The 26,055-nt window shown below is 61.2% G+C and carries 29 protein-coding genes; 16 read left to right on the forward strand and 13 right to left on the reverse strand.

Annotated elements, in window-relative coordinates; translation table 11 throughout:
- Positions 1-200 precede the first annotated feature (200 nt).
- Together ACJ8PE_RS07375 and ACJ8PE_RS07380 are read left to right on the forward strand one after the other, a co-directional pair.
- On the forward strand, positions 201-626 hold the full coding sequence (locus ACJ8PE_RS07375) for a PAS domain-containing protein (RefSeq protein WP_023447580.1): 426 nt from the start codon (positions 201-203) through the stop codon (positions 624-626).
- Positions 627-631: 5 nt separating this feature from the next.
- Complete coding sequence (locus ACJ8PE_RS07380; protein WP_404768998.1) at positions 632-2,152, forward strand: flavodoxin domain-containing protein; 1,521 nt, start codon at positions 632-634, stop codon at positions 2,150-2,152.
- Positions 2,153-2,165: 13 nt separating this feature from the next.
- Here the strand turns inward: ACJ8PE_RS07380 and ACJ8PE_RS07385 are convergent, their stop codons facing one another.
- Genes ACJ8PE_RS07385 through ACJ8PE_RS07395 form a run of 3 tightly spaced genes read right to left on the reverse strand, consistent with a single transcriptional unit; the run spans position 2,166 to position 4,925 of the window.
- Positions 2,166-3,173, reverse strand: a complete 1,008-nt coding sequence (locus tag ACJ8PE_RS07385; protein ID WP_033652390.1) for a FecCD family ABC transporter permease — start codon at positions 3,171-3,173, stop codon at positions 2,166-2,168.
- A complete protein-coding gene (locus ACJ8PE_RS07390) occupies positions 3,170-4,126 on the reverse strand; it encodes an ABC transporter substrate-binding protein (protein ID WP_197761453.1) in 957 nt (318 codons plus the stop codon). The genes ACJ8PE_RS07385 and ACJ8PE_RS07390 overlap by 4 nt, the downstream gene beginning before the upstream one ends.
- A 16-nt stretch (positions 4,127-4,142) precedes the next feature.
- A complete protein-coding gene (locus tag ACJ8PE_RS07395) occupies positions 4,143-4,925 on the reverse strand; it encodes an ABC transporter ATP-binding protein (protein WP_197793561.1) in 783 nt (260 codons plus the stop codon).
- Between the two features lie 546 nt (positions 4,926-5,471).
- Between ACJ8PE_RS07395 and ACJ8PE_RS07400 the strand changes: the two genes are divergently transcribed.
- Positions 5,472-6,323 carry a DMT family transporter gene (locus ACJ8PE_RS07400; protein ID WP_197793564.1) on the forward strand — a complete coding sequence of 284 codons (852 nt, stop codon included), beginning with the start codon at positions 5,472-5,474 and terminating at the stop codon, positions 6,321-6,323.
- 62 nt (positions 6,324-6,385) lie between these two features.
- Here ACJ8PE_RS07400 and ACJ8PE_RS07405 read toward each other — a convergent pair whose 3' ends face one another.
- A complete protein-coding gene (locus tag ACJ8PE_RS07405) occupies positions 6,386-6,976 on the reverse strand; it encodes a Yip1 family protein (RefSeq protein ID WP_019453944.1) in 591 nt (196 codons plus the stop codon).
- 204 nt (positions 6,977-7,180) lie between these two features.
- Between ACJ8PE_RS07405 and ACJ8PE_RS07410 the strand changes: the two genes are divergently transcribed.
- The 6 genes from ACJ8PE_RS07410 to ACJ8PE_RS07435 all read left to right on the forward strand — a co-directional run bounded on the left by ACJ8PE_RS07410 (position 7,181) and on the right by ACJ8PE_RS07435 (position 10,974).
- Positions 7,181-7,648: an acyltransferase gene (locus ACJ8PE_RS07410; RefSeq protein WP_069100124.1), complete on the forward strand. Its 468-nt coding sequence runs from the start codon at positions 7,181-7,183 to the stop codon at positions 7,646-7,648.
- Positions 7,648-8,190 carry a GNAT family N-acetyltransferase gene (locus ACJ8PE_RS07415; RefSeq protein ID WP_033652386.1) on the forward strand — a complete coding sequence of 181 codons (543 nt, stop codon included), beginning with the start codon at positions 7,648-7,650 and terminating at the stop codon, positions 8,188-8,190. The genes ACJ8PE_RS07410 and ACJ8PE_RS07415 overlap by 1 nt, the downstream gene beginning before the upstream one ends.
- A 104-nt stretch (positions 8,191-8,294) precedes the next feature.
- A complete protein-coding gene (locus tag ACJ8PE_RS07420) occupies positions 8,295-9,146 on the forward strand; it encodes a DUF1460 domain-containing protein (RefSeq protein ID WP_033642273.1) in 852 nt (283 codons plus the stop codon).
- A gap of 131 nt (positions 9,147-9,277) precedes the next feature.
- Positions 9,278-10,090, forward strand: a complete 813-nt coding sequence (locus tag ACJ8PE_RS07425) for a MetQ/NlpA family lipoprotein (protein ID WP_197761457.1) — start codon at positions 9,278-9,280, stop codon at positions 10,088-10,090.
- Between the two features lie 154 nt (positions 10,091-10,244).
- A complete protein-coding gene (locus tag ACJ8PE_RS07430) occupies positions 10,245-10,787 on the forward strand; it encodes a GNAT family N-acetyltransferase (protein WP_197793566.1) in 543 nt (180 codons plus the stop codon).
- Between the two features lie 103 nt (positions 10,788-10,890).
- Positions 10,891-10,974, forward strand: coding sequence for a membrane protein (locus tag ACJ8PE_RS07435; protein ID WP_016928643.1), 84 nt, complete (start codon positions 10,891-10,893; stop codon positions 10,972-10,974).
- Between the two features lie 42 nt (positions 10,975-11,016).
- Here ACJ8PE_RS07435 and ACJ8PE_RS07440 read toward each other — a convergent pair whose 3' ends face one another.
- The 3 genes from ACJ8PE_RS07440 to ACJ8PE_RS07450 all read right to left on the reverse strand — a co-directional run bounded on the left by ACJ8PE_RS07440 (position 11,017) and on the right by ACJ8PE_RS07450 (position 13,511).
- Positions 11,017-11,937 carry a DUF808 domain-containing protein gene (locus ACJ8PE_RS07440; RefSeq protein ID WP_197793568.1) on the reverse strand — a complete coding sequence of 307 codons (921 nt, stop codon included), beginning with the start codon at positions 11,935-11,937 and terminating at the stop codon, positions 11,017-11,019.
- A gap of 120 nt (positions 11,938-12,057) precedes the next feature.
- Positions 12,058-13,023 carry an alpha/beta fold hydrolase gene (locus ACJ8PE_RS07445; protein WP_273873206.1) on the reverse strand — a complete coding sequence of 322 codons (966 nt, stop codon included), beginning with the start codon at positions 13,021-13,023 and terminating at the stop codon, positions 12,058-12,060.
- An 83-nt stretch (positions 13,024-13,106) separates the two neighbouring features.
- On the reverse strand, positions 13,107-13,511 hold the full coding sequence (locus ACJ8PE_RS07450; RefSeq protein WP_033652382.1) for a VOC family protein: 405 nt from the start codon (positions 13,509-13,511) through the stop codon (positions 13,107-13,109).
- A 76-nt stretch (positions 13,512-13,587) separates the two neighbouring features.
- Between ACJ8PE_RS07450 and ACJ8PE_RS07455 the strand changes: the two genes are divergently transcribed.
- Entirely contained in the window at positions 13,588-14,043 is a 456-nt protein-coding gene (locus ACJ8PE_RS07455; RefSeq protein WP_033652381.1) for a GNAT family N-acetyltransferase, read from the forward strand.
- 34 nt (positions 14,044-14,077) lie between these two features.
- Here the strand turns inward: ACJ8PE_RS07455 and pbpG are convergent, their stop codons facing one another.
- The 3 genes from pbpG to ACJ8PE_RS07470 form a co-directional block, all read right to left on the reverse strand.
- A complete protein-coding gene (gene pbpG / locus ACJ8PE_RS07460) occupies positions 14,078-15,007 on the reverse strand; it encodes a D-alanyl-D-alanine endopeptidase (RefSeq protein WP_047572272.1) in 930 nt (309 codons plus the stop codon).
- A gap of 151 nt (positions 15,008-15,158) precedes the next feature.
- On the reverse strand, positions 15,159-16,262 hold the full coding sequence (locus ACJ8PE_RS07465; RefSeq protein ID WP_442536737.1) for an adenosylhomocysteinase: 1,104 nt from the start codon (positions 16,260-16,262) through the stop codon (positions 15,159-15,161).
- Positions 16,263-16,307: 45 nt separating this feature from the next.
- Entirely contained in the window at positions 16,308-17,252 is a 945-nt protein-coding gene (locus ACJ8PE_RS07470; protein ID WP_033642266.1) for a GlxA family transcriptional regulator, read from the reverse strand.
- Positions 17,253-17,343: 91 nt separating this feature from the next.
- On the opposite strand from ACJ8PE_RS07470, the gene ACJ8PE_RS07475 reads away from it, so the two are divergent.
- Both ACJ8PE_RS07475 and ACJ8PE_RS07480 read left to right on the forward strand, forming a co-directional pair.
- Positions 17,344-18,021: a DJ-1/PfpI family protein gene (locus ACJ8PE_RS07475; protein ID WP_442536738.1), complete on the forward strand. Its 678-nt coding sequence runs from the start codon at positions 17,344-17,346 to the stop codon at positions 18,019-18,021.
- Positions 18,022-18,071: 50 nt separating this feature from the next.
- A complete protein-coding gene (locus ACJ8PE_RS07480) occupies positions 18,072-18,635 on the forward strand; it encodes a DedA family protein (RefSeq protein ID WP_015377041.1) in 564 nt (187 codons plus the stop codon).
- Between the two features lie 16 nt (positions 18,636-18,651).
- Here ACJ8PE_RS07480 and ACJ8PE_RS07485 read toward each other — a convergent pair whose 3' ends face one another.
- On the reverse strand, positions 18,652-19,545 hold the full coding sequence (locus tag ACJ8PE_RS07485; RefSeq protein ID WP_033642264.1) for a LysR family transcriptional regulator: 894 nt from the start codon (positions 19,543-19,545) through the stop codon (positions 18,652-18,654).
- A gap of 112 nt (positions 19,546-19,657) precedes the next feature.
- Between ACJ8PE_RS07485 and ACJ8PE_RS07490 the strand changes: the two genes are divergently transcribed.
- Both ACJ8PE_RS07490 and ansP read left to right on the forward strand, forming a co-directional pair.
- A complete protein-coding gene (locus tag ACJ8PE_RS07490; protein WP_197761467.1) occupies positions 19,658-20,095 on the forward strand; it encodes a PACE efflux transporter in 438 nt (145 codons plus the stop codon).
- 432 nt (positions 20,096-20,527) lie between these two features.
- On the forward strand, positions 20,528-21,994 hold the full coding sequence (gene ansP, locus ACJ8PE_RS07495) for an L-asparagine permease (RefSeq protein ID WP_197761469.1): 1,467 nt from the start codon (positions 20,528-20,530) through the stop codon (positions 21,992-21,994).
- Positions 21,995-22,032: 38 nt separating this feature from the next.
- Here the strand turns inward: ansP and ACJ8PE_RS07500 are convergent, their stop codons facing one another.
- A complete protein-coding gene (locus tag ACJ8PE_RS07500; protein ID WP_046686611.1) occupies positions 22,033-22,812 on the reverse strand; it encodes a HalD/BesD family halogenase in 780 nt (259 codons plus the stop codon).
- A 117-nt stretch (positions 22,813-22,929) separates the two neighbouring features.
- On the opposite strand from ACJ8PE_RS07500, the gene ACJ8PE_RS07505 reads away from it, so the two are divergent.
- Positions 22,930-23,829 carry a LysR substrate-binding domain-containing protein gene (locus ACJ8PE_RS07505; RefSeq protein WP_197793575.1) on the forward strand — a complete coding sequence of 300 codons (900 nt, stop codon included), beginning with the start codon at positions 22,930-22,932 and terminating at the stop codon, positions 23,827-23,829.
- Between the two features lie 200 nt (positions 23,830-24,029).
- Complete coding sequence (locus tag ACJ8PE_RS07510) at positions 24,030-25,850, forward strand: hypothetical protein (protein ID WP_047572275.1); 1,821 nt, start codon at positions 24,030-24,032, stop codon at positions 25,848-25,850.
- 31 nt (positions 25,851-25,881) lie between these two features.
- On the opposite strand, the gene ACJ8PE_RS07515 is transcribed toward ACJ8PE_RS07510, so the two are convergent.
- A complete protein-coding gene (locus ACJ8PE_RS07515) occupies positions 25,882-26,025 on the reverse strand; it encodes a hypothetical protein (protein WP_154582435.1) in 144 nt (47 codons plus the stop codon).
- Between the last annotated feature and the right edge of the window lie 30 nt (positions 26,026-26,055).

The raw sequence follows: 26,055 nt of genomic DNA on the forward strand, positions 1-26,055 counted from the left end.
CGCCGCCCACCCGGCGCGGGCCTCACCGCCCCTGCCCGCCTCGTCGTGACCTTTCCGCTCATAAAGATGCATTTTTATTGCAACTTATAAAATTCCCGATTACCATTCATCGCAAATGAGAATTAATTACAAAGCTGTCGTGACGGATACATGACATCCGCCGTGGCATTCACCGCGAACTTAATGAGAAGGAACCTACCATGAGTCAGACCCTCGATTCCGCCCAGCTATTGGCCGCGCTCGATAAAGTGATGGTGATCTCCACCACCGATCTGCAGGGCACCATCACCTACGTCAACGACCTGTTCTGCCAACTGACCGGCTTTTCCCGGGAAGAGCTGGTGGGCCAGCCCCACAGCATCGTGCGTCACCCTTCCGTGCCGAAAGCCGTTTACAAAGCAATGTGGGACACCATCAAGGCGGGCGGCATCTGGACCGGCATCATCCCGAACGTCGGCAAGGGCGGCGTGCTGTACGTGGTCGACACCACGGTGCAACCGCTGTATGACGCCCAAGGCAATATCGAGGCTTATATCAGCATCCGCCGCGTAATTAACGATCTGATGACCGACTTCGAATCGGTGGAATTCGCCAAAGAACAGTTCGACAACCACTACGACAAGTAACCGCTATGGCCGACATTATCGAACGCATCCTGATTGGTTACGGTTCGGAGTCGGGCAACGCCCGGGCGCTGGCGATGCGCCTGGGCGAGCAAAGCAGCCTGCAACCCTACCGCCCCGTCGTTAAAGAACTCAACGCCATCCAGCCCGCCGATGTGGGCGAACGCGACGCCCTGTTGATTGTCTCGAGCTCATTTGGCGACGGCGAACCGCCCGCCAACGCCGAACGTTTCCCCGACGCGCTGGCGCAATGGCCGGATCGCCACCGGTTGCGCTACGCCATCTTCGGTCTCGGCGACACCGCTTACCCGCATTTCTGCGGGTTTACCCAGGCGCTGGATGCGCGCCTCACGCAATACGGCGCCCGTGCCATCATCAATCGCGTTGACGCCGACGTTAACGTCGAACGGTTCTTCACCACCTGGCTAACGACGCTGGATAAGGTGCTGGCCGGCGATGCCCAGGCGGGCCGCGATTTGCATCTGCGCGTGACCGCCTACGGTGAAGACCATGCGTTCAACGCCGCCCTCCTCGAACGGCGGCCGCTTAGCGCACGCACGCCGCAAGCCTGGCATCTGCGGCTGAATATCGCCGGCAGCGGCATCGTTTACCGGGCAGGGGATACCGTCTATCTGTTGCCGGAGAACGACGAAGGATTATTGATCCGGCTGGCAGAGTGGCTCGGCAGGCCGGAGGCCATCGACGCGCTGCGGCGCCGGGAGCTGCGCCAGATCAGCAAAACGACGCTGCGCGAACTGGCGCAGTTGGCCGACAGCGAAGAGCTCAAAAGCCTGCTCAAGATCCGTCAGCGCAAATCCCTGGAGAGTTATCTGTACGGCGCCGATCTGCTGGACGTGCTGCACGATTTTTGCCCGCCGCACGCGATCACGCTGGAGAACCTGTTGGCGCTGCTGCCCATTTGCCTGCCGCGCGCCTACTCCATCGCTTCGGCAACGCGGGAAGAGAGCCTTGATCTGTGCGTGCGCGACGTGCGTTATGAACGCGGCGGCCGCACGCGGCGCGGCACGGCGACCGGCTGGCTGCTCAAGCACCCCGGCCCTTTCCGCCTCTTCTGCCGCGCCAACCCCGGCTTTTACCTGCCGCGCGACACCGCCATGCCGGTGCTGCTTATCGGTACCGGTACCGGCATCGCACCGTTGATTGGCTTACTGCGCGAAATGGCCGCCCAGGGCGAACGGCGTGAAACCGTCCTGATCTTCGGTGAGAAAAGGCGCGATGAAGACTTCCTGTATGGCGAGGAGTTGGTCACGCTGAACGCGACGGGCGTACTCACACGGCTCATCACGGCATTCTCGCGCGACGCCGACAAGTATTACGTGCAACACGCCATCGACGATCACGCCGATGCCGTCAGCGGCCTGCTGCAACGGGGCGCGCATGTCTACCTGTGCGGCAATCGTCAGTATCTGGAACATGCCGTGGCGACGGCGCTGGAGCAAGCCTGCGGGGCGGAAAACCTGTGGCAGACGCTGATTGAACAGCAGCGGCTGCACCTGGAACTCTATTGAGACAGGGCGGCGTTCACCGCTCCGCGCGCAGCAGCAAGGAGACGATGAACGCGCCCCCCAGCCCCGCCGTAATGATGCCGATGGGCAGCTCCTGATTGGGGATCAGGCTGCGGCTGAGCATGTCGCCGCCGGTCAGCAGCATCGCCCCCAGCAGGCCGCACATCGGCACGGACAAGCGGTGGCGCACACCTACCAGGCGCCGGGCCAGATAAGGCACCATCAGCCCGACAAAACCGATCACGCCCGTCAGCGAAACGAGAAACGCCGTAGACAATGCGCAGCACAAAAAGGTCTCGGTGCGCAGGCGCGCCACGTTGACGCCCATCGAATGGGCGGTTTGCTCACCCGCCAGCAGCGCGTCCAGCGCCCGCCAACGCAGCGCCGTAAACCCGGCCAGCAGCGCGAAACTCACCAGCGGAATGAACAGATTATCCCAACGCGCCAACCCCAAGCCGCCCAGCGACCAGAACAACACTGAACCGGCCGCCCGCTGATCGCCGGAAAAGACCAGATAGCTGGTGAGCGCGCTGAACAAAAATGAGACCGCCAGGCCGCAGACGATAAGCTGCTCGGCGCGCCTGACCCGGCTGACGCGAAACAGGATCATCACCGCCAACGCGGACAGAATGCCGCCGACGAAAGCGGACAGCGGCAACGTCAGCGCCCCCAGCGCATCGCCGAAGCGCGTGATGACCAGCACCGCGCCGGCAGCGGCGCCGGAGGAGAGCCCAAACAAAAAAGGATCGGCCAGCTCATTGCGGGTGGTGGTCTGCAGCAGCGCGCCGGTCATCGCCAGCCCGGCGCCGGTCAACGCCGCCAACAAGGCCCGAGGCACGCGCAGTTGCACGACGATAGTGTCCAGCATGCCGGAAAGCGGCGCCGAACCTATCCCTAACGCCGCCAACGCCTGCCGCCATGACAGCGCGACGCTGCCCAATTGCAGGCTCCAGACCATTAATCCGCACAACGTCAACAGCGCCAGCGGCGCGAGCACCATAAACCGCCGTGTCGGCGAGTTCATTCAGCCTCCGGCGCGTACAGCGCCCGCGCCAGCTTTTCCACCGCGCCGATATTGGCCGGCCCCGGCGTCAGCTCCGCATACTGCAGTTTCAGATAACGATGGTGCCGTACCGCAGGCGTCAACTTCATCAACGGATGAGACTCGAGGAAACGCCGCAGCGCCTCGGCGCCTGACCCGGTCTGGTAATCCAGCAGAATGATGAAGTCGGGTTCCGCCGCCGCCACCGCCTCCCAGGATGCCGTCGTCCAGCTCGCCGCCAAACCGTCCATCACGTTGCGGCCGCCCGCCGCTTCGACAATCGCCGTCGGCATGGCGTATTTACCGCTGGTAAAAGGCTTCTCTTCTCCCGAGTCATACACGAACACCTTGAGCGGCGCCTGACCCGCCGGTCTGGCGGGCAGCGCGGCTAACCGGCGGCGCCAGCCCTCAACCAGCGCAGCGGCCTCTCGCTGCTTGCCGAAAATCTTGCCGAGCTTCAGCTCATCGTCATAAAGCAGGTTCATATCGGCCTTCTGCGGCCGGCCGCCGGCCTGTACGCAGCTCTCGCTCAGCACCAGCGTTTTGATGCCGAACGGCGCGAGCGTCTCCGGCGTGACGTCGCCGCCGATCTTCATGCCGTAATTCCAACCGGCGAAGAAAAAGTCCGGCTGCGCCGCCAGCAACGTTTCCAGAGCGGGATACTTCGGCGCCAGTTCGGGAATGGCGCCCATCGCCGCCTTGAAATCAGGCGTCAATTTGTACCAGCCGGTGATGCCGGTCAGCCCGACGATCCGATCCTGCAGATGAAGCGCAAAGGCCATCTCGGCCATATTGATGTCGTTGATGACGGCGCGCTGCGGCGCCTGATTGAAGGTGATCGGCTTCCCGCAGCTTTCTACGGTGACGGGAAATTTTTTAGCCGCTGCCGCTCCGCCGACCAACAGCAGGAGCAAGGGGAATACGCGTATGTTCATGTTTCTCTCTGGTTTATCAAGCGCAATGGGGAACTTCAAAAATACGCAGCGTTTTCCCGCTGACGGGATGCGCCACGCTGAAACTGTGCATGCCGAACACCGGCAGAATTACCGGGGTTTGCAACACCGCCGCGGGCGAGCCGCAGGCCACCTGGCGGCTTTCGTTGAGCACCAGGATCCGATCGGCGAACGCCTCCGCCACGGGCAGGTCATGCAGCACCGCAATCACGGCGATAGCTTTATGTTTTACTAACGACAGCAGCGCCGAACGCCCGGGGGGATCGAGGTGATTGGTCGGCTCATCCAACAACAACAGGTCGGGAGACTGCGCCAACGCCCGGGCCAACGCAGCGCGCTGACGCTGGCCGCCCGAGAGCCGCCCCAACGGGTGGTGCCTGAGCGGCGCCAGACCGGTTTCCCCGATGATCTCGTCAACGATGCGTTTTCCCGCCGCGAGCCGTTCGCCATGCGGCAAACGCCCTAACGCCACATAGTCCTCCAGCGACAGCCGCAAATCCGGCAGATCGTTTTGCGCCAGAAAGGCGATGCTTCTGGCGCGTTCCGCCGCCGACAAGCCGGACAAAGCGCGCCCTCGCCAGTAAATCTCGCCGCTGTCCGGCCGCGTTTCGCCGATCAGCGTGCGCAACAGGCTGGATTTGCCGCTGCCGTTAGGGCCGATAACCGCCAGCTTCTCACCGGCGCGCAGCGTGAAATGGATGTTGTCGAGTATCGAGGCCCCGCCGTGGCCGGTCAGGCTAACCCCATCAACATGGAGGATGTCGTGAGCTGAATACATCATGCGTTAATTGTTACATTATAACATATCAATATTTTTATCACGATTGCGCGCCCTCTGCAAAAACGAATCGTAAAGTCTCTTGCCGCACGCATGACGGGAAGCGGCGGCGGGGAGCCTACCCCCTTGCGCCTCGCGCTGGCGTTAAAACTGCGTTTTTGCAGCAACATAGCACACCTTTAATTTAATGATAATGATTTTCATTATCATTTATGATTCTGTGATTTTCGGTTGCACGCCACGCTGAACTTGGCTATGTTTGAAGCGATTGGTTTCATTCACGGTTTTCAGGAACTCACATGACCTACCTGGCGCACAGCACAGATCCGACAAACGCGACCGTTCCGGCCGTCGTTTTGCTGTGTGCTTCCTCCGCTCCACCCGCCGTTTTCTCTGTCGTTTCCGCGGTTGCCGCTTACCCGCCACGCCTTGTGGTCGTGCGCTAAGCCACACCGACTTTTTACCTCCGGCTTATGTTGATTTGTTGCGTTCAGGCGTAGACCGCCGCGCGCGCCGGAGCCTGTAATTTTCACGACAGGTGAAATTGATATGCGATTACCTTCTCTCTGGGCCAATGCCGGCCTGGCTACGCTGTTCGTCCTGCTTTGGAGCAGCGGCGCGATCTTCTCCCGTTGGGGGTTGGAGCACGCCTCCGCCTTCGCTTTTCTGTTCTTCCGCTGCGCCATCGCGCTGGCGGTGCTGTTGGCCATCGGCCTGTGGCAGCGCCAGTGCCTGCCCGCCGCCGGCACCCGTCGGCGCGTCGCGTTGATCGGCGTGCTGATGATCGGCAGCTATCAGATCTGCTATCTGCTGGCCCTCGAACGGGGCATTACCCCCGGCGTGCTGGCCACGCTGCTTGGCGTACAGCCGATCCTGACCCAGTTCATTACCGAACGGCGCTGCGCCGGGCTGCGCGCGCTCGGGTTGGCGCTGGCGTTGGCGGGGCTGACGCTGGTGGTGTACCAAAGCCTGATGGTGGCCCATTTCTCGCTGAGCGGCATGCTGTTCGCCTTTATCGCCTTGGGCTGCATGACCGCCGGCACCCTGCTGCAAAAGGGCATGACGCAGCCGCCGCTGGCGGTGTTGCCGCTGCAGTATGCCGTCGGATTATTGATGTGTACGCTGGCACTGCCGTTTGAGCCGCTGCGGGTCGAATGGCGGCCTGAGTTCGTGCTGCCGCTGCTGTGGATGGCGGTGGTGATCTCGGTGCTGGCGACGTTCTTGCTGTATCGCCTGATCCAGCGCGGCAACCTGGTGCAGGTGACCAGCCTGTTCTACCTGATCCCGGCGGTCACCGCCCTGCTGGATTATCTGCTGCTCGGCCACACGCTGGCCGCGCTGAGCCTGCTGGGCATGGCGGGCATCGTGCTCGGCGTGATGCTGGTTTTCCGCCGCGCATAGCCTAAAAACAAAAACCCCCGCGCCGTTCCACCGGCGCGGGGGCGATAACAACAACCGTTAACTCAGAACAACCAGGAACCGTACCCCCACAGCAGCACCGTCACCCCAAGCAGCAGCTCGAGCAACAGAATGCCGATGGCGAAGGTCGAGCTGGAGAAGATGAACCCTTCCTTACTGTCGATATTCAGGAAGTGCGGGATCCCCAGATTCAGCAGATAGCCCGAATAGCACAGGCCGATAATGCCGACAAACAGACACAGCCAGACGACCGGATAAAGCGCCACTACCCCGCTGAGGAACATCGGGGTCGCCACGTAGCCGGCGAACACCATGCAGCGATGCAGGCTTGGGCGCGATTCATAACGCCGCGCCATCCAGTGAATGACTTTCCCCATGGCCGCTACGCCTGCCAGCATCAGCAGGTAGAACGCCACGGCGGTATAAAACGCGGTAAACATGTCGAGCCTGATGGCATGTCCCTCGCCGGAGAGCCAGCCCAACTGGGTGGTGCCGATAAAGGCGCAGACCACCGGGATTGCTGCCAAGAGCAACACGTGATGGGTGTATAGGTGCGAGACGCTTTCATTCTCGCTTTTGATCTGTTCGAACTCGGCGCTGGGATGCGCCAGAAGTCCCCAAACATGACTGACCATGAAACACCTCCTATCTCGCCGTAGGCCGCGATCGGCGAACGAATTTCACACCTCTGACGGACAGCTACCCGTGCGAGGATTGCGGCCACGGGGCTCTCTCCCCTGTACTAATTATAGTCTTTTGGCGAAAAAACGTGCGGAAAGCGAAAGGCGCGGCGCTTTGTCTTATACTCCCCCCATTAAACCCAGGCTGTGAGGAAGGTTATGTCATCCGCTATCATCACCCGCCAGGCGGGGATCGTCGACGTCGACGCCGGGCGCAACGTCACCGTGGTAGAACCCTGCAATCTTTACGGCTGCCGGCTCGGCGACGATGTCTTCGTCGGCCCGTTCGTCGAGATCCAGCGCCACGTCAGCATCGGCGCGCGCAGTAAAATTCAGTCGCACAGCTTTATCTGCGAATACGTTACCCTCGGCGAAGCGTGCTTTGTCGGCCACGGCGTCACCTTCGCCAACGATCTGTTCCGGGACGGCGCGCCCAACGCCGATCCGGCCAGTTGGGGGCGCACCTGCATCGGCGATCGGGTGTCCATCGGTTCCGGCGCCACGATCCTGGCGGTGACGATCTGTAGCGACGCGGTGATCGGTGCCGGGGCGGTCGTGACCCGCGACATCACCCGCAAGGGGATCTACGCCGGCAACCCGGCGCGTCTGCTGCGGGAGCTGCCGTAATGAACCCGGCCATCCGCATCGCGGCCATTGAGACGTTGCCCGACGATTATCTGGCCCGCGGCGATTTCAGCTTCACCATCGCCTGTTACGCCCTGCCGCAGTTCGACAGCCCGGTGGACAGCTGGCCAACCCGCCCGGTGGCGCCGTTTCGCAAACGCTATCCCCTGGCGCCGTTCGCCAACGAAGACAGCGTGACCTTCCTGGCTTATCGCCAGAACGACGCCGTTGGCCACATCACGCTGAGCAAAAACTGGAACGGCTACACCCTGATCGACGAGATCGCCGTCAGCGCTGACGCGCGCCGCCAGGGCATCGCCGGGGCGCTGCTGGACTGCGCCAAACAGTGGGCGCGGCAGCAGGAAACCTCAGGTATGATGCTCGAAACGCAGAACAACAACCTGGCGGCCTGCCGCTGCTACCAGCACTATGGGTTTATCCTCGGCGGCATCGATCGCTTGCTGTACCGCGCCGAACCGGAGATCGCCGATCACGAAATCGCGCTGTTCTGGTATTTGCCGTTCAATAGCGAAATCGGTTACTGATTTATCGATTGCCATTGAGGTTATGTTTACTTTTTAACCCCTACCATCGGATGAGAACTGTTATCACTTACTCTGATAAACCAGCGACACCCATGGAGGGCCATATGAACAAGAACAAGGCTGTTTTACTGATGTTAGCTATCGCCATGAGCGGATGCGCCGATCGCCCCACCGCCGTAACCCCCGCAACGCCGCCGACCGACGCCGCCGTTTCGCCGCCGAACCTGCAACCGCAGATGGATGACAGCACCCGCAGCAAGCTGCGTGAGATCCTCGCACTGCGCGCCGGTTGGCCCGCCGCGCAGCCGCATGGCCGCACCGTCGATTTGATTTCGCGCGAATTCCTCGGCACGCCCTATCTCGCCAACCGCCTGATCGGTTCGCAGAGCACGCCCGAGCAGTTGGTGATCGACTTCCGCGGGCTGGATTGCTTCACCTACATCGATTATGTCGAAGCGCTCAGCACCGCCCGCAGCGAAGCCGAGTTCGTTCAGCGCCTGGTGGACATCCGCTATGTCGACGGCAAAATCGCCTTCCCGCAGCGCAAACACTTCTTCACCGACTGGGCGCAGCGGCCGAAAAAAGTGGCCGAAGACATCACCGCCCAGCTCAGCCCGCACGCCGTCAGCCTCGTGAAAAACCTCAATCAGAAAGCCGACGGCGGCAGCTACCTGCCCGGCTTGCCCGTCGTGCAGCGCAGCGTGACCTACATTCCCAGCGACCGCGTCGACGACAAGGTGCTGGCCCAGCTGCGCACCGGCGACTACATCGGCATTTACACCAACCTCGCCGGGCTGGACGTGACCCATACCGGCATCTTCGTCATGACCGACAACGGCCCGGTGCTGCGCAACGCCTCATCGCGCAAGGCCAACATGCAGGTCGTCGATTCACCCTTTATGGATTACGTGATGGCCACGCCGGGCATCGTGGTGCTGCGTTCGCTCAGCCGATAATCCCCCCATCGCATAACGGCTATAAGCTATAGCCGTTTATGCTGAACGAGCGTTTGACTTCATCGGCGGTTCAGGCTTAGCTGTAAGAACAAAAACCAACTGATTTTATTGTTCTTTTCAGGGAGAGTTCGATGACCTTACGCTGGCATATCACCCCTCTGGCGGCGGCCTTCGCCGCCGTATTGGCGCTTCAGGGCTGCGATCAAAAAACCGACCAAAACCATATCAAAGTCGGCGTCATCAACGGCGCGGAACAGGACGTGGCAGAAGTCGCCAGGCAGGTGGCGAAAGAGAAATACGGGCTGGACGTCGAACTGGTCGGTTTCAGCGGCTCGCTGCTGCCGAACGACGCCACCGACAAAGGCGAACTGGACGCCAATGTGTTCCAGCACCGCCCGTTCCTCGAACAGCAAAACAAAGATCACGGCTATAAGCTGGTGGCGGTCGGCAATACCTTCGTCTTCCCGATGGCCGGCTACTCCAAAAAGATAAAATCGCTGAAAGAGTTGCCGGACGGGGCGGTGATCGCCATTCCGCTCGATCCGACCAACCTGGGACGCGCCCTGCTGCTGCTGGAAAAAACCGGGCTGATTAGCCTGAAGCCTGGCAAAGGGTTGCTGCCTACCGCGCTGGACATCAGCGCCAACCCGCATCATTACCAGATCATGGAGCTGGAAGGCGCGCAGTTGCCGCATGTGCTGGACGATCCGAAGGTCACCGTCGCCGTCATCAGCACCACCTACATCAACCAAACCGGCCTGTCGCCGACCAAAGACGGCATCTTCATCGAAGATAAAGACTCGCCGTACACCAACATCATCGTCACGCGCGAAGACAACAAGGACGCGCCGAACGTGCAGAACTTCATCAAGGCCTATGAATCGGATGAAGTGGCCAAAGCCGCCGAAAAAATCTTCAACGGCGGCGCGGTGAAAGGCTGGTAATGCCAGGCAAACCGCCTCAGGGGCTCTCCCCAAAGAGCCCCTTCCCGCTCATCATCGCCTTTTCTTATCTCACCATAAGAAAACCCGATTTATCCCGGCGACGAGCAGCGCGCATAATGGCGTTTATCCGCTGATTTTCAAGGTAAACAGACACGTGACAACGCTCTCCACCCCCGTACTCAGCCTCCTCGATGCCACGCCGGACGATATGGCCGCCGTGCTGCGTATTTACACCCAGCACGTGCTGTACGGCGCGGCCTCATTTGAAGAGCAGCCGCCGACGCTGGCGGAAATGCAGTTGCGCCTGAGCAAGGTGCGGGAGGCCGGCCTGCCCTGGCTGGTGGCGAAAAGCGCAGGCGTCATTGTGGGTTACTGTTATGCCACGCCTTATCGCCCCCGGCCGGCTTACCGCTTTACCGTGGAAGACTCGGTGTACATCGCCGAAGGGCAACAGGGTAAAGGCATCGGCAGAGCGCTTCTGAGCGCCTTGATCGCCCGCTGCGAACAAGGCCCCTGGCGCCAGATGCTGGCGATCGTCGGCGATTCCGCCGCCAACCGCGGCTCATTGGCCTTGCATCAGTCACTCGGCTTCACCAGTGCAGGAACGTTAAAAGCGGTGGGGTTCAAGCTGGGGGAATGGCGCGACACGCAGATTATGCAGCGCGCGCTGGGCGCGGGCGACAAGCGCCGCCCGTGAAGGCATGACGACGCACGATAGAGAGATAGCGTCTATAGTGAAGAATGATTTCATTAAGTTAGCGCCAATCGCGCCCCACCTTTAACCGGTAAGGAAGAAGCCAATGAAAATTATTCTGTGGATTGTCGCCATCATCTTCATCGTGGGTTTGTTGACGATTACCGGCGTTCTCAAACTGATCTTTTAATTCGTCTGATACGTCCCGCCCCTCCCGGGGCGGGACTTTTCATCAAGCCTTGAAACGCGCGCGCACGGCGCCCAGCGCCGACACCACCGCCAGCACGACACCGCCGGCCACCAGTCCGAACGCCACGTTCAACAGCGCCGGGATCACCCCCTGCAAAAGATGGCCAAACGTCGGCACCACAGTGGTGTACGAGGCCCAGTCTTCGAACAGATGATGCACCGGCGGCAAACCGTGGGTCAGAATACCGCCACCGACCATAAACATGGCGACAGTGCCGACGATCGACAGCGTTTTCATCAGATAAGGCGCGGCGCGCACGATGCCGCTGCCGATGGCGCGCGCCAACGCGCTGCCTTTGCGGCTCAGATACAGCCCCAGATCGTCCAGCCTGACGATGCCGGCGACAATGCCGTACACGCCGAGCGTCATCACGACGGCGATGCCGCACAAGACGATCACCTGCTGGCTGAAGGTGGCGCCGGCGACCGTGCCCAAGGTGATGGCGATAATCTCGGCGGACAGCACAAAATCGGTGCGTATCGCCCCTTTCACCTTGCGCTTCTCATAGGCCGCGGCATCCTCATTGGCGCCGGGCCCGTCCGATGTCTCCTCCTGCGCCGCCTTGCCGGGGCTCAGGCTGTGGAACACCTTTTCGAACCCTTCGTAACACAGGTAGGCACCGCCCACCATCAGCAGCGGCGTAATCGCCCAGGGCGCGAAGGCGCTGATCAGCAGCGCCAACGGCACCAGGATCGCCTTGTTGATCAGCGAGCCTTTGGCGACGCTCCACACCACCGGCAGCTCGCGGTCGGCTTTAACGCCGGTGACCTGCTGCGCGTTGAGCGCCAGATCGTCCCCCAGCACCCCGGCGGTTTTTTTCGCCGCCATCTTGCTCATTAAAGAGACATCGTCCAGCAATGAAGCGATGTCGTCGATGAGAGTGAGTAAGCTACTTCCTGCCAAAATGATTCATCCTTTTACATTCACATTTATTATTTGTTTAGCATAGCGGTTAAGCGCCATGCAGGGATATAGGATGAGAGAGGAAAACGCCAGGCCAGCAATGGCCGCCCCGCGCCGACGTTAAGCCCCCTCGCCCGCCGGCCCCTCATCGGATCCGGTAGCGGCCGCACGCGAGATATGTTGAAGGACAAGGCGATGGGCATCAAATACGCACGATAAATGCGTGCTGCCTTCAAGCAAACCAAAGGCGGTTTGGGCGTTGCCATGCTGTTCGACGAAGCGCTGCATCGCTTGCGCATTGAACAACTCATCCTGCGCTGCCGCCAGCAGCAAGGTCGGTAATCGCAGCGCCGCCAGTTGCCTGGCCGGGGCGCGAGGCGTCAACGCGTTAGCCATATTGACGCTGTATTGGCAGACAAAATCGGGGGCGGCGGCCAGCACAGCCGGGGGAAAATTCAGGCTGACCGCCCGAACGTGCCCAAACCAGCGCCCGCCGCTGAGCGCATTGGCGACAAACGGCCATTGTCGCACCTGCGCAAAACGGGCCGTCGCCGCCAGATCGCGGGCCATCCCGGAAAATGGCCCCAGCTCGGGCGCCAGCATGATCAGGCTGTCCGCCTGCTGTTCGCCAGGGTAACGGGTCAGGTAGTTGAGCAACATGCCGGCGCCGCTCGAATGGCCCAGCAGGTGCCTGCGCGCCAACGGAAACCGGCGGCGCATTTCCGCCAGGATGACATCGACATCGCGCCAAATACGCTCAGGCCGCTCAACCGTCCCCCGCTCTCCCGTGGAATCGCCATGTCCGCGGATATCCACCAGACACACCGCGAGCGTCGGCTCGGCGGCCAGCTGGCGCGCAAGAACGTCATACCCGGCGGCGCTGTTCACCCCGCCGCCGTGATAAATCACGATCGCGTCTTCACTCTCGGCTGCGTGCCGATACAGACGATAGCTCAACCCCTCGACGCAACCGGACGACATGTCCACATGCCCGCCCGGCCACTCGCCGTAAGACTTCGCTTGCTCAACATAGCGGTCAAAATCAATCAAAGCGCACCTTTCCATGATGTTGTCGGTATTGCCCACGGCAGAGAGCCCTGCCGCCATGGCGATAAGCATATGAAACAACAGTAGGCGCTACCATCCCTTTTGCACGCCGCGCGCTGAGCTCAGGGCAGATCGCCCGCCGGCACATTGAGCTGCCAGGAAAGGCCGAAACGATCGTTGAGCCAGCCGAAACGGGCGCTGAAGCCATAGTCATCAAGCGGCATCAGCACCTTGCCGCCCTCCGCCAGCCGATGGAACGCCCGCTCCAACGCTTCTTCGTTAGGCAGGTTGATGAACAGCGACACCGCCGGGGTAAAGCTGAAGTCATGGCTGATCGGGCTATCGGTAAACACCAGGTTCTGCCGATCAAAATCGATGGACGCATGCTTGATCAACCGCCGGCCGTCCGGCGTCGGATCGTAATGCTGCACCTGCATGAGCCGAAAACGCTCGAACACCTGGCTGTAGAGATCGATCGCCCGCTGCGCCTCTCCCTGGAACATGACAAAGGTCGAAACCTGACTCATAACATCCCCTCCGGCAAACGTTGTGGTATTAATGGAGGATAGCGGATTACCGTTGAAGCGGCGGAAAGGAGCAACCATGAGCATCATTCATCGCCTGGCGCAGCCGGACGATCTCAACGGCCTGTTAGCCTTGTATCGCGAGCTGCGCCCGCAGGACGCGCCGCTGCGCGCCGACGATGCGCGCCGTACCCTGCAACGCCTGTTGGACGATCCGGCGATCCGTCTGGTGGTGGCGGCGAAAGAAGAATACCCGATCGCCACCTGCATGCTGGCGCTGATCCCGGGGCTGGCGCATCAGGCGCAGCCGTTCGGCGTCATCGAACACGTGGTGACAGCGGAGCCCTACCGCGGCCACGGCGTGGCGCTCGCCATGATTGAGTACGCGCTGCAGCTGGCCTGGCGCAAAGGCTGTTACAAGGTGATGCTGTTGTCGGGGCAGCAACGCACCGGCGCGCACCAGCTCTACCTGAAAGCGGGCTTCGACGGCGATCGCGAGCGGGGATTTGTCATCAGACGGCCCGAGGGCCGATAGCGGCCCGCCGCAAACGGGCGGACCGCCAGGCGGGTTATTCGCTGTCGTTCTTCGCCAGACGGGCGTCTTTTTGGCGGCGATAGTCACGCGCGGCAGCCGGGATCGGCGTCACCTTACCGGTTTCAATCCAGCTGCGCAGCCGGTTGGCGTCGGCGAAGTGGGTGTATTTGCCGAAGGCGTCCAGCACCACCAGCGACACCGAGCGGTTGCCGATCACGGTACGCATCGCCAGGCAGTGCCCCGCCTGGTTGGTGAAGCCGGTCTTGGTCAGCTGAATGTTCCATTTCGGGTTGTACACCAGGTGGTTGGTGTTGCGGAACGGCAGCGTGTAGTTGGGATCCTTGAAGCTGGCCATGCGTTCGGTGGTGGTGCTGAGCTGGCCGATCAACGGATATTGCTTGGTGGCGATCAGCAGTTTGGTCAAATCGCGCGCCGTCGACACGTTATGAATAGAGAGCCCGGTCGGTTCCACATAATGGGTATTGGTCATGCCGAGCGCCCTGGCCTTGGCGTTCATCGCTTTGATGAAGGCGCTGTAGCCCCCCGGATAGTGGTGCGCCAGGCTGGCGGCGGCGCGGTTTTCCGACGACATCAGCGCCAGCAGCAGCATATCCTTGCGGCTGATTTCGCTGTTCAGCCGCACCCGCGAATACACCCCTTTCATCTCCGGCGTCTGGTGGATGTCCACCGACAGCATCTCGTCGAGCGGCAGGTGCGCGTCCAGCGTGACCATGGCGGTCATCAGCTTGGTGATCGAGGCGATCGGCACCACCTCATCCGGGTTACGCGCGTACATCACCTTATGGGTTTGCATATCGACGACCATCGCGCTGCCGGAAGCCAGCTCCGGCTGGGCGGCGTGCAGGGCGGCGGCGTTATCGCTGGCCAGCGCGCGCGGCGCAAAGCCCGCGCCCGTCTGCAAAGCGAGCAGAGTCAGAACCAAAACACGTATTTTCACAGGCATTACTCTGAAATGGGGGCTTGAACTCAGCGAATTATATGTGAGGGTTCAGCGCTTGGCACTGGGATTGTATGGCGGATTTGTGACAAATTCTGTCGGCCGAAAATCGGTACAGCCCGCGGGTGCTCTGGGATGAACGCCCGCGGGGAAAAAGTTACAGTGCCGGCTGCCACGCCGACTGCGGCAACAGGTACAGCCCCGGCGTTTGCCGCGCTCCCGCGCCGACGATATGGCCGATGCCGGCCGCCATCACCGCCAGCGTGACGTCGAAGGCGTTAAGGCTGTCGCCATAGCCGGCGGTCAGGTTGAACATCGAGCCGTTGGCCAGCAAATAGACCGTCTTTTCATTCAGTTGGTAAGCATTCACATAAGGCATCGGCTCGTGGTGCGGCAGGCTCTTGAGGAAGCCGACATCGATCTCTTCGGCCACGTGGCCGACGTTGAGGATAAATACGCCTTCCTGCGCCTGTTGCAGATGCTGCGCCGAGAGCACGTTTTTCGCGCCGGTCGCGGTGGCGATAACGTCCGCCTGCGCGACCGCGCTCGCCAGATCCACCACCTGCCAGCCGTCATAACGCGCCTGCAGCGCGCGCGCCGGATCGATTTCCGCCACCATCACCTGGCCGCCGTAGGCTCTGGCCGCGGCCGCCGTGCCCTGCCCGACCAGGCCATAACCGATCACCAGCACGCGCTTCTCGTGCAGCGTCAAATGGGTGGTCTGGAAGAAGGTATGCCAGGCGGTCAGCCCAACCATGTGCCGGTTATGCAGCCCTTCTTTCACCGGCAGATCGTCCCAGTTGAAGATCGGGTAGCGCGGCGCCACGCCGTTCAACCGGCTGATGCCTGATCCGGTGGCCTCCAGCCCGGCGACGATCTGCGGGCCGTTCGGCAATTGGTGCAGACGGGTGGTCAGATCCGCTCCCATTTCGCACAGGTGAGTCGGCCGCCAGGCCAGCGCGCGATCGAAAGATTCCGACCATTCGCCGGCGCTCATATCGCGCCAGGCGTAAGCCTGCGCGCCCCGCCGTTCCAGCCAGGCCACCACGTCGTTCTGTACCGTGGTGGGATTGCAGGTGGTCAGAAAGATCGCCGCGCCCTTGTCCAGCAGGCCGGCCACCAGCGGCGCCATTTTCAGATCCAGGTGCATATTGCACGCCAACCGCACCCCGTGCAGGTCCGGCAACGCCGCCACCGCCGCCCGGGTGCGCGGCATATGGCGCATCGCCCAGCTCAATTCGCTCTCAAAATCCTGATACATCCGTTGCTCCTCTGATGCGCCCCGCCGCCAGGCGTGGCAAAAAAGTTATCCCGCGCGGCCAAGCCGGCGGATCGCCTGCGGCGACAGGCCAAATACGCGGATAAACGCCCGCCTCATACGCTCCGGATCGCTGAACCCCACCGAGCGGGCGATCGCCTCCAGCGGTTCGGCGCTCTCTTCAATACGCCCTCTGGCCGCCTCTACCCGCAGCTGCTCGATCACCTTGGCCGGCGTCTGCCCGGTTTCGGCGCGGAACAGCCGGCCGAATTGCCGCTCGCTCAGGCAGGCGGCGTCGGCCAGATCCGCCACCGACAGCGGCAGATGCAAATGCTCGCGCGCGTACGACAGCGCGGTGCGCATGCGATCCGACGACGGATTCAGCGCCAGCAGCAGTGAGTACTGCGACTGCCCGCCGGGGCGGCGGTGATAGACCACCAGTTGCCGCGCCACGGCCGCCGCCAGGGTGGCGCCCAGATCGTCTTCGATCAGCGCCAACGCCAGATCGATGCCGGCGCTGATGCCGGCCGAGGTCCAGATATCCCCGTCGCGAATGAAGATGCGGTTGCTGTCGACGCGAATGCGCGGGTAGTTCTGCTGCAGCCGCGCCGCGTGATACCAATGAGTGGTGGCGCGCTTGCCGTCCAGCAGCCCGCAGGCCGCCAGAATAAACGCGCCGGTACATACGCTGGCGATGCGCCGCGCTCGTCGGCTTTGGTTGGCCAGGAACGCCGCCAGCGCCGGTGATTGCGCCGCCATCACGTTGCCGCTGCCGCCGGCCACCACCAACGTATCGAAACGCTCGTCGCCGCACGGCTGCGTGGCGATTTCCACCCCGGCCGAGCTGGCGACCATGCCGCCCTGCGGCGAGATCGCCACACAGCGGTAGGCCGGCGGGTCGGTGAACTGGCTGACGTTATCGAACGCCGCCAGCGGCCCGGCAAAGTCCAGCAGGTTAAAGCCGGGAAAAACCACAAAACCGATCGTTTTCATGATGGCGCTTTTTGAGGGTTATCTGTCATATCAGCCAAAAACAGGGCGGCTATTATGACCCAGGTCCAACGATAAAAATGAGGCGAATATCATGTCTGAATCACTCGTGATTGTATTTCCCATCTATCAAGGCGTCACCCAGCTCGACTTCACGGGCCCCTTGCAGTTCCTGCGCCGCATGCCGGGCGCGGAAATCGTCGTCGCCTCGGTAGACGGCGCGGATGTCGAGTCGGAAGGCTTGCACTTCACCCAGCTGCGCCCGCTGCCGGAGATCGCGCGCTGCGACGTGCTGTGCGTGCCGGGCGGCAGCGGCTGCACCCAGGCGCTGCAAGATGAGGCCTTCATGCAGCAGATCCGTCGGCTGGGCGCCGATGCCCGCTACCTGACCTCGGTGTGCACCGGTTCGCTGATCCTGGCCGCCGCCGGTCTGCTGCAAGGCAAACGCGCCGCCTGCCACTGGTCGATGCGCGACAGCCTGAAGCTGTTCGGCGCCGTGCCGAGCTCAGCGCGCGTGGAGCGTGACGGCAATGTGATCAGCGGCGGCGGCGTCACCGCCGGCATCGATTTCGCGCTGGCGCTGATCGCCGAACTGCACGGCGAAGAGACCGCCCAAATGATCCAGCTCTATCTGGAATACGCCCCGGCGCCGCCGTTCGAGGGCGGCACGCCGGAATTGGCCCCGCCGCACATTTACGCCAGGGTACAGGCGCAGATGGCGAAGAACCTGCAGCGGCGCAGAGCGTTGGTGGCCCAGATCGCCCAAGGTTAGCAATCGGGCGTATACTTGCCCTTATGCGTCAGCCACATAAGGAGTAAGGAATGACCGATTTAGCCCACTATATTACGGACTACGGTTACTGGGCGTTGTTTATCGGCTGCCTGGCGGAAGGGGAAACCATCACGCTGCTGGGCGGCATCGCCGCTCATGAAGGGCTGTTGCACTGGCCGTGGGTGATCGCAGTGGTGGCGCTGGGCGGCATGATGGGAGACCAGCTGCTGTACTTCGCCGGCCGCCGGTTTGAAGGCCGCGTCATCTCGCGGCTCAAGGGACAGGAAAAGCGCATCGCGCGCGCCAGAAGGCTGATCGCCCGCCACCCGATGCTGTTCGTTATCGGGGTGCGTTTCATGTACGGTTTCCGCATCATCGGCCCGGTGTTGATCGGCGCCAGCCGCCTGCCGCCGTCGCGCTTCGTGCCGTTGAACATCCTCGGCGCCATTTTATGGGCGACGATCTTCGTCATGCTCGGTTATTTTGGCGGCCAGGCGATCGAACGCTTCGTTACCGGCTTCGACAAAAAGCTATCCAGCCTGCTGTTTGTCGCGCTGGCGATCGCCGCCATCCTGCTGGTGCGTTTCTGGTGGCGTAAACGCCACCCGGAGTAAGCAAACGCAGCGGGCGTCAGCTTTCCTGCGGTGCCTCGCGCATCAGCGCGACCAGTTCGCGCGCCGCTTTGTCCAACGGGCGATTCTTAAGCCAGATCAAATGCATCGGCAAGCGCAGCTCGTTCTTGGTGTTTTTGAACTTCAGCCGCACCAACCGCCCCTGCGCCAGCAGCGGCTCGGCCAACGACAGCGGAAAATTGCCCCACCCCAGACCCGCTTCCACCATGTTCAGCGCCATCGGCAGGCTGTCGGTGCGCCAGTAAGCCTCCGCCACCTGGGGACGCAGATCGCCGATCGGCAGATCGCGACTGGCCACCATGATCTGCCGCACGTTGACCAGATCCTCGAGAAACAGCTCGCCCGCCGCGCCGTCCAGCGCCGGGTGCTGCGGCGACAGCATCGCCACCAGTGACTCCGCGCCCACGAAGTGGAACTGTTCCGCACTGTTGACGTTCAGCCCGCCGAACGCCAGACAAACGCCGATGCGCCCCTCGTGCAGCATGTGCAACACGTCGTCCTGCGGCGCGCTGAGCACTTCGATGTTCAGCAGCGGATAACGTTGCGACAGCGTTTTCACCGCTGCCAGCAGGCCGGCGCCGTTGATATCCGACGCCACGCCGATCGAAAGCCGGCTCTCCAGCCCCTGGGACAGTTCGATGGCGTGCACCTGCAGCTGCTTGAGCTGCCCGGCGATCAGGCGGGCGTGCGGCGCCAGGGCCAGCGCCAGCGCGGTCGGCGTCGGTTCACGGTGAGAACGGTCGAACAAGGCGAAACCGAGCTCCGCCTCCATGTTGGCGATGGCCATGCTGACGGCGGAGGGCACGCGCCGCAGCGCGCGGGCGGCGGCGGAAAACGAGCCGCGATCGAGCACCGCCAAAAACAGTTCGATGTTGTCGCTGGAAAAATTCATTGTTCAACCTGTCAGATTAACTGACAACTCCTGACTTTTTCTATCAATGTGATTGACGTTATCTTAGCCGCCGTCGCCACAGAGGCAACTAAAAACAGATCGGGAGAAAACGATGCAAGGCGTCAAACGCAAACTGGTGTATGTCACCGCTTATGAAATCATCGGCATGGCGATCTCGGCGCTGGGGCTGGCGCTGCTGTCGGGCCATGCGCCAAGCAGCACCGGGCCGCTGGCAGTGGTGATCACCACCCTCGCGGTAAGCTGGAACTTTATTTACAACTATGTATTCGAGTGGTGGGAAAGCCGCCAGGTGTCGCGCGCCCGCACGCTCAAACGCCGCATTTTGCACGCCGTCGGCTTTCAGTTGACGCTGGTAGTGTATCTGATCCCGCTGATCGCCTGGTGGATGGGCATCACGCTGTGGCAGGCGCTGCTGCTGGATATGGCGTTGATCGTCATCATTCCTTGTTATACCTTCGTGTTCAATTGGGCATTCGACAAGCTGTTCGGCCTGCCCGCATCGGCTCTGCCGGCCAGCGAATCGGCCTAAGACTCGTTACGCGCCCACCGACCCGCTGCTGATGCCATTTTCTGCGCGGGTCGCCATTTCCTTTCCCCTTATTTCTCACCGCGAAATATAAGAACAACACCCTGTAATTTGCACGGTAATTATTATTTTGTGATTTTAATCACTTTTTATTCCTCGATATTTCCGTCTTGATAAAACATCACATCTTTTTGAATAATATATCCTTTTATATTTGGATTAAAAAATAAACACACTTGTTCACGTTTTATGCGCAGTATTTTTTGCCACCATTACGGAGAAAAGGTAGCATGCTTCGCCGTTATTTTAATGATGGCTGTATACACAATAAACAGCGGAATGATGCCACGACCTCATTCTCATAACGATTAGTCATAGCAATCGTTTGCTCTCGGTAAGAGCAGGGTTAACATAGACAGGTAAACAGGACGGATAATGCACTCACAAAAACAGTCTGCGGATGAAAAACACGCCGCCAGAAGACGCTGGCTAGACTCTCATGAATCCGGTTATCACAAAAGCATGGGCAACCGGCAAATCCAAATGATCGCCATCGGCGGCTCCATCGGCACCGGCTTGTTCCTCGGTACCGGCGGCCGTCTCGAACTGGCCGGGCCGGCGCTGGCGCTGGTCTATCTGGTGTGCGGGATCTTCTCTTTCTTCATCCTGCGCGCGCTGGGCGAACTGGTGCTGCATCGCCCTTCCAGCGGCAGCTTCGTTTCTTACGCTCGCGAGTTCCTCGGTGAAAAAGCCTCTTACGTCGCCGGTTGGATGTATTTCCTCAACTGGGCGATGACCGGCATCGTCGACATCACCGCCGTGGCGCTGTACATGCACTATTGGGGCACCTTCGCCGACGTGCCGCAGTGGCTGTTCGCCCTCGGCGCGCTCGGCATCGTCGCCACCATGAACATGATCGGCGTGAAGTGGTTCGCCGAGATGGAGTTCTGGTTCGCGCTGATCAAGGTCGCCGCCATCGCGTTGTTCCTGATTGTCGGCGTCGTCTTCCTCGGTACCGGCACGCCGGTGGCCGGCCACACCACCGGCATGCACCTGATCACCGAAAACGGCGGCATGTTCCCGCACGGCCTGCTGCCTGCGCTGGTGCTGGTGCAAGGGGTGATCTTCGCCTTCGCCGGCATCGAGCTTATCGGCACCGCCGCCGGCGAGTGTAAAGATCCGGCCAAAATGATGCCTAAAGCGATCAATAGCGTGATCTGGCGTATCGGTCTGTTCTACGTCGGCTCCGTGGTGCTGCTGGTGCTGCTGCTGCCGTGGAACGCCTATCAGGCCGGCCAAAGCCCGTTTGTCACCTTCTTCAGCAAGCTGGGCGTGCCTTACATCGGCACCATCATGAACATCGTGGTGTTGACCGCCGCGCTGTCCAGCCTCAACTCCGGCCTCTACTCCACCGGCCGCATCCTGCGTTCGCTGGCGATGGGCGGCTCCGCGCCGAAGCTGATGGCCAAAATGAGCAGCCAGCAGGTACCTTACGCCGGCATCCTGGTCACCTGCGGCATCTACGTAATCGGCGTGGTGCTCAACTATCTGGTGCCGTCGCAGGTGTTCGAGATCGTGCTGAACATCGCCTCGCTGGGCATCATCGCCTCCTGGGCGTTTATCATCGTTTGCCAGATGCGCCTGCGCAAAGCCGTGCGCGAAGGCCGCGCTCAGCCGGTGTCGTTCAGAATGCCGGGCGCGCCGTTCACTTCGTGGCTGACGCTGGCGTTCCTGCTGATCGTGGTGGTAATGATGGCCTTCGACTACCCGAACGGCACCTGGACCATCGCCACCATTCCTGTGTTGGCGGTGCTGCTGGCGCTGGGCTGGTTCGGCCTGCGCAAACGCGCGCAGGAAGTGAAGCTGGAACAGCAGGCTCACGAAGAGCAGAACCCGCACTGAATCGACAAACCGCCCTCCGGGGCGGTTTTTTTTATCCGCTATAACCGCCCGTAGAACGTCATTCTGGCGCTTTCCGACAGCATCACGTCCGGCTGCGCATTGTAGGCCAGCACCACCAGCATGCGCGTGGTGTCGCCTTCGGTCGGCGTCACCCGGTGCATGGCGTTGCGCCCGCGAAACAGCACCAAATCCCCCTCCTCCATCGCCAGCTGTTTGACCGCCCGCTCGCCGTCCAGCACCTGCGTGACCCCGGCATAGTTCATCTCGCCGCGATCGGCGTCGCGCAGGTTCTCCACGTATTCGAAGCGCCCACCCGCCTGCGGTTTCTGGATCAAGAGCGTGATGGCGAACGAGGAGTTGTCAAAATGCCAGCCCAGCTCCTGGCCGGTGTGGGCGTAATGCAGGTTGATCGACGACAGCCGATCGGCGTAGGGATAGAGCTGCGCCTCGTCAAGCACCGCGCACAGGAACGCGCGAAACGCCGGAGCGTCGTACAACGCGCGCAGCGGCGACTGCGGCGGAATATCCTCGTCGGTAATGCAGCCCTTGGACGACACCACCAGCCGGTTGCGCGCATGGTCGGCCGGCAGCGCGTCGTCCTGCGGCCGTAGATACACGTTGTGTTTGCTGGTGGCGTAAAACGCCGCATGGTGCTGTTCGGCGCCTTCCAGCCGCACCGTCGCCAGCGCGGCTTCGCGCAGAAATCCCGGCAGCACCAGCGCGCCGGCGCGCGCCAGCGTTTGCCGGCAGCGGACGCGGAACGCGGCGTCGTCGATGGGATGGGCGGACAGATCGATAATATCGGCAAGTTGCGGCATGACGTTCCCCTCGTGTGCGAAAGCCGGATGCCTCCCACTGTAGCGAATGCCGCATTGCCGCCATAACAAAAATACGTTATGGATAAGCTAACGAATTCTTAGCGATAAGCCCTGCTCATGCACTCACCGTCCCGTGCGCGCTTGCCCAAGCTGAGCGCCATTCTGGCGTTCGAAACCGCCGCTCGCACCGGCAGCCTGGCCCGTGCGGCGGATGCGCTGGCGCTGACCGCCGCCGCCGTCAGCCAACAGATCCGCCAGCTCGAACAACATCTGGGCATCACGCTGTTCATTCGCGCTAAAAGCGGCGTCACGCTGACCGAACAGGGCGCGGACTACCTGGCCTACGTGCAGGAGGCGTTTGAAACGCTGCGCGTGGCGCAGCAACACGTCGAACGCCAGCGCGGCAAACAGGCGCTGACGGTGTTCGCCCTGCCGGCGCTGGCGTCTAAATGGCTGAATCCGGCGCTGGGCGACTGGCTGGCGCAGTGCCCCGACGGCGATCTGCGGCTGCACGCGACCCATGCGGCGGTCGATTTCGCCCATTCGGCGGCGGATTTCGCACTGTGCTTCGGCGATCAGGATTACCCGCTGCTGGAAAAGGTGCAGCTGTTTCAGGATCGGGTGCAGCCGGTATGCAGCCCGGCGCTGCGCGATCGCGGCGACTGGACGCAGCTGCCGCTGATCCACGTCGACTGGGGCAAGGAGAGCCAGTTTCTGCCGGGCTGGCACGAATGGTTCACCGCCGCCGATCGGTCGCCGCCGCCGCGCCGCGGGCTGACCTATAACCTGACTTCGCTGGCCATCGACGCCGCCGTGCAAGGACGCGGGGTGCTGCTCGGCCAGCGGCGGCTGATCGCCCGTGAACTGGCGGAGGGCCGGCTGGTCACCCTGGCCGAACCGGCGCTGCCACTCAGCAAGCCCTACTACGTGGTTTACCCGCCGCGCACGCTGGAAAAACCCGGCGCCGCGGCGTTTTTGGGCTGGCTGCAAGCACTCGCCCTCGCCGCCAGCACCTAAAATCCGCAACGTGATGTTTGCTGGCGTCAGACACAACCCTGGACGCTTAATGCCCTCGCCTTAGCCTGTTAATTTATTCCTGCCGACCGGGATCATGAACGGGCTCCCTCTTCGGTCACAATGCCACTTACTTAAGCCTCCGCCTCTGCAACTGCCACATATTGCATCGGCCTCTTATCGTACCAAATGAGGGTTATTCCATGATTTCATTAAATGATTATGCCAATCTGCGCAACTATGCCGGCAGCGAAACCGCAGTGATGCTCGAAAACCGCTACCACCATGGCGTATTTACCCGAGACGACGCGGATTCCACCAGTCAGGATAACGGTGTTACCCTGCTCGTCGACGCGCAAAACCGCCGCTGGAAGCGCATCATCAATGACGGCGATTACAGCATCGATTGGTGGCACCTGCCGGGCGATGAGCTGGATTACTCTCTGACCATCACCCGCGCTTGCAACTTCTTGCAGGTCAAAGGCGAAGAGTGGTGGCAACTGCCGATCCCGACGACCCCTGCGGGGATTACTCTGGTCGGCCCCGGCGGCGTACGCCCTTGTAAAACCACCGCCAACCTGAAGCTATGGAAAAACGCCGTCGATTTTAAGGGCACCATTCTTGATTTCAGCAGCGCGGCCAATATCGAGTGCGTACGCGTGCAATACTCTTTGGGTGCGCCGGCGATTTACAACCTGCGCATCGTCGGAGCGCCCGGCGCGGCGGCCAATCTGCGCGGCCTGTGCGTCTACAGCGATGCCTCGAACATGCACGGCCTGCCGGCCTGCCAACTGCTGGTGCAAAACGTCTGGCTGACTAACCTGCACAAGGGCATCGTCTTCGGCAACAACGCCTATATTCAGAGCTGGCACAGCATCATGGTGCGCGGTTGTGTCTGGCCAATTTGGTCGGAAACCACCGCCAACGCCGGCGAAAAAATCGTCTTCTACAAATGCCTGTTCGGCGACAGCCGAAACTACTATCAGGGCGTGCATACTTTGGCCTTCCGAGATTGCTCTTTCGATTACAGCGGCTTTAACAATGAAACCGAACAGTTGGCCAATACCGATTACGGCTTGTTTGATCTCAAAGGCGGCACGCTTGACTTTAAAAACTGCCACTTCGAATGGGGCAACGCCAACTGCCGCAACTATCGACCGGTATTTACCAGCGACAACGGCGGCACGGTAAAAATCAAAGACAGCCAATGGCACAGCGTGATGACTAACAACACCGATACCGGCAGCAAGGTGCCTTATCAATACGTTGAATATTTCTACTTCGATAAATCCAGCGATCTGAGCGGAAAATGTTATATCGATGGGTTCGATCTGGTGAACGCCGACATTAAAAAAGGCTGGTCCAACAACCACATCGAAATGAAAAAGATCGTCGCGCCTGGCTATGTCAACATGTGGCGTCTGCTCTATCTGGGCGATGGCGTCAACCATCTGCCGGAACCCACCTGGAAAGAGAGCAGTGCGCTGGCGCTGAATAATGTCTACGCCTTCGGCGGCGCACGCGTTTCGCAAACGGAAACCGCCGATTTGGCAGTAACGCTGCAAAACGGCGTGCTCACCGCCACCACCAAAACGGCGACAACGGCCGACAAGCGCATCGAGATCTACTTCCCGATCGCGAAAAACGATCTGGTGCTGTGGCGCGCCACGTTGGCAAACCTAAAAGGCCAGAACAGCCTTGATGTCACAATCGGCACCTACCAAGGAAAGTATGTGCTGAACGGCGATGCCGGCGTCACCACCTTGCTGGAAAAAGTCTGTCAGTGGGGCCGCACCGGCACAGTCACCCCGACCACTTCAGCAACGATGACCTCGGATCGCATTACCGCGCTCGACGTTGCCGAGTATTTGCCGCTGCCTGAGGGCTACGTTAATTACGCCCGCATCGCCATCGTGCTGAAAAACTTTGTCGGCAGCGCCGCTCAGCCAACCTCGGTGGACATTACCAAACTGCTGTGTCAAAAGATCGACATCGTCTCCCGCAACCCGCATAAATCCTGGTAACTGCACAGGCCCCATCAGGGGCCTGTTTTTGTTAATGCGTGGAATAACCGCCGTCGATGCAGTAGAACGCGCCGGTGGCTTTCCCGCTATTTCTTTCCTGTCCTGTTTTCAACGCATCCAACTTGGGATGCGCTTCATGACTGAAGATCGCCTGCGCCACGAAACGACACTGCATTCGAAGAGGAACGCCGCGGCGTTTTTGGGC

The sequence above is a fragment of the Serratia sp. CY74737 genome (genome assembly GCF_052166775.1).
GTDB lineage: Bacteria > Pseudomonadota > Gammaproteobacteria > Enterobacterales > Enterobacteriaceae > Serratia > Serratia ureilytica.

Coding starts and splice junctions, on each gene's coding strand:
- ACJ8PE_RS07415 (WP_033652386.1), top strand. CDS start 7,648: ATGAACCCGGCCATCCGCATCGCGGCCATTGAGACGTTGCCCGACGAT.
- ansP (WP_197761469.1), top strand. CDS start 20,528: ATGCACTCACAAAAACAGTCTGCGGATGAAAAACACGCCGCCAGAAGA.
- ACJ8PE_RS07405 (WP_019453944.1), bottom strand. CDS start 6,976: ATGGTCAGTCATGTTTGGGGACTTCTGGCGCATCCCAGCGCCGAGTTC.
- ACJ8PE_RS07510 (WP_047572275.1), top strand. CDS start 24,030: ATGATTTCATTAAATGATTATGCCAATCTGCGCAACTATGCCGGCAGC.
- ACJ8PE_RS07400 (WP_197793564.1), top strand. CDS start 5,472: ATGCGATTACCTTCTCTCTGGGCCAATGCCGGCCTGGCTACGCTGTTC.
- ACJ8PE_RS07425 (WP_197761457.1), top strand. CDS start 9,278: ATGACCTTACGCTGGCATATCACCCCTCTGGCGGCGGCCTTCGCCGCC.
- ACJ8PE_RS07420 (WP_033642273.1), top strand. CDS start 8,295: ATGAACAAGAACAAGGCTGTTTTACTGATGTTAGCTATCGCCATGAGC.
- pbpG (WP_047572272.1), bottom strand. CDS start 15,007: ATGCCTGTGAAAATACGTGTTTTGGTTCTGACTCTGCTCGCTTTGCAG.
- ACJ8PE_RS07435 (WP_016928643.1), top strand. CDS start 10,891: ATGAAAATTATTCTGTGGATTGTCGCCATCATCTTCATCGTGGGTTTG.
- ACJ8PE_RS07455 (WP_033652381.1), top strand. CDS start 13,588: ATGAGCATCATTCATCGCCTGGCGCAGCCGGACGATCTCAACGGCCTG.
- ACJ8PE_RS07505 (WP_197793575.1), top strand. CDS start 22,930: ATGCACTCACCGTCCCGTGCGCGCTTGCCCAAGCTGAGCGCCATTCTG.
- ACJ8PE_RS07485 (WP_033642264.1), bottom strand. CDS start 19,545: ATGAATTTTTCCAGCGACAACATCGAACTGTTTTTGGCGGTGCTCGAT.
- ACJ8PE_RS07385 (WP_033652390.1), bottom strand. CDS start 3,173: ATGAACTCGCCGACACGGCGGTTTATGGTGCTCGCGCCGCTGGCGCTG.
- ACJ8PE_RS07395 (WP_197793561.1), bottom strand. CDS start 4,925: ATGATGTATTCAGCTCACGACATCCTCCATGTTGATGGGGTTAGCCTG.
- ACJ8PE_RS07375 (WP_023447580.1), top strand. CDS start 201: ATGAGTCAGACCCTCGATTCCGCCCAGCTATTGGCCGCGCTCGATAAA.
- ACJ8PE_RS07490 (WP_197761467.1), top strand. CDS start 19,658: ATGCAAGGCGTCAAACGCAAACTGGTGTATGTCACCGCTTATGAAATC.
- ACJ8PE_RS07465 (WP_442536737.1), bottom strand. CDS start 16,262: ATGTATCAGGATTTTGAGAGCGAATTGAGCTGGGCGATGCGCCATATG.
- ACJ8PE_RS07500 (WP_046686611.1), bottom strand. CDS start 22,812: ATGCCGCAACTTGCCGATATTATCGATCTGTCCGCCCATCCCATCGAC.
- ACJ8PE_RS07390 (WP_197761453.1), bottom strand. CDS start 4,126: ATGAACATACGCGTATTCCCCTTGCTCCTGCTGTTGGTCGGCGGAGCG.
- ACJ8PE_RS07380 (WP_404768998.1), top strand. CDS start 632: ATGGCCGACATTATCGAACGCATCCTGATTGGTTACGGTTCGGAGTCG.
- ACJ8PE_RS07475 (WP_442536738.1), top strand. CDS start 17,344: ATGTCTGAATCACTCGTGATTGTATTTCCCATCTATCAAGGCGTCACC.
- ACJ8PE_RS07480 (WP_015377041.1), top strand. CDS start 18,072: ATGACCGATTTAGCCCACTATATTACGGACTACGGTTACTGGGCGTTG.
- ACJ8PE_RS07410 (WP_069100124.1), top strand. CDS start 7,181: ATGTCATCCGCTATCATCACCCGCCAGGCGGGGATCGTCGACGTCGAC.
- ACJ8PE_RS07450 (WP_033652382.1), bottom strand. CDS start 13,511: ATGAGTCAGGTTTCGACCTTTGTCATGTTCCAGGGAGAGGCGCAGCGG.
- ACJ8PE_RS07515 (WP_154582435.1), bottom strand. CDS start 26,025: ATGCAGTGTCGTTTCGTGGCGCAGGCGATCTTCAGTCATGAAGCGCAT.
- ACJ8PE_RS07470 (WP_033642266.1), bottom strand. CDS start 17,252: ATGAAAACGATCGGTTTTGTGGTTTTTCCCGGCTTTAACCTGCTGGAC.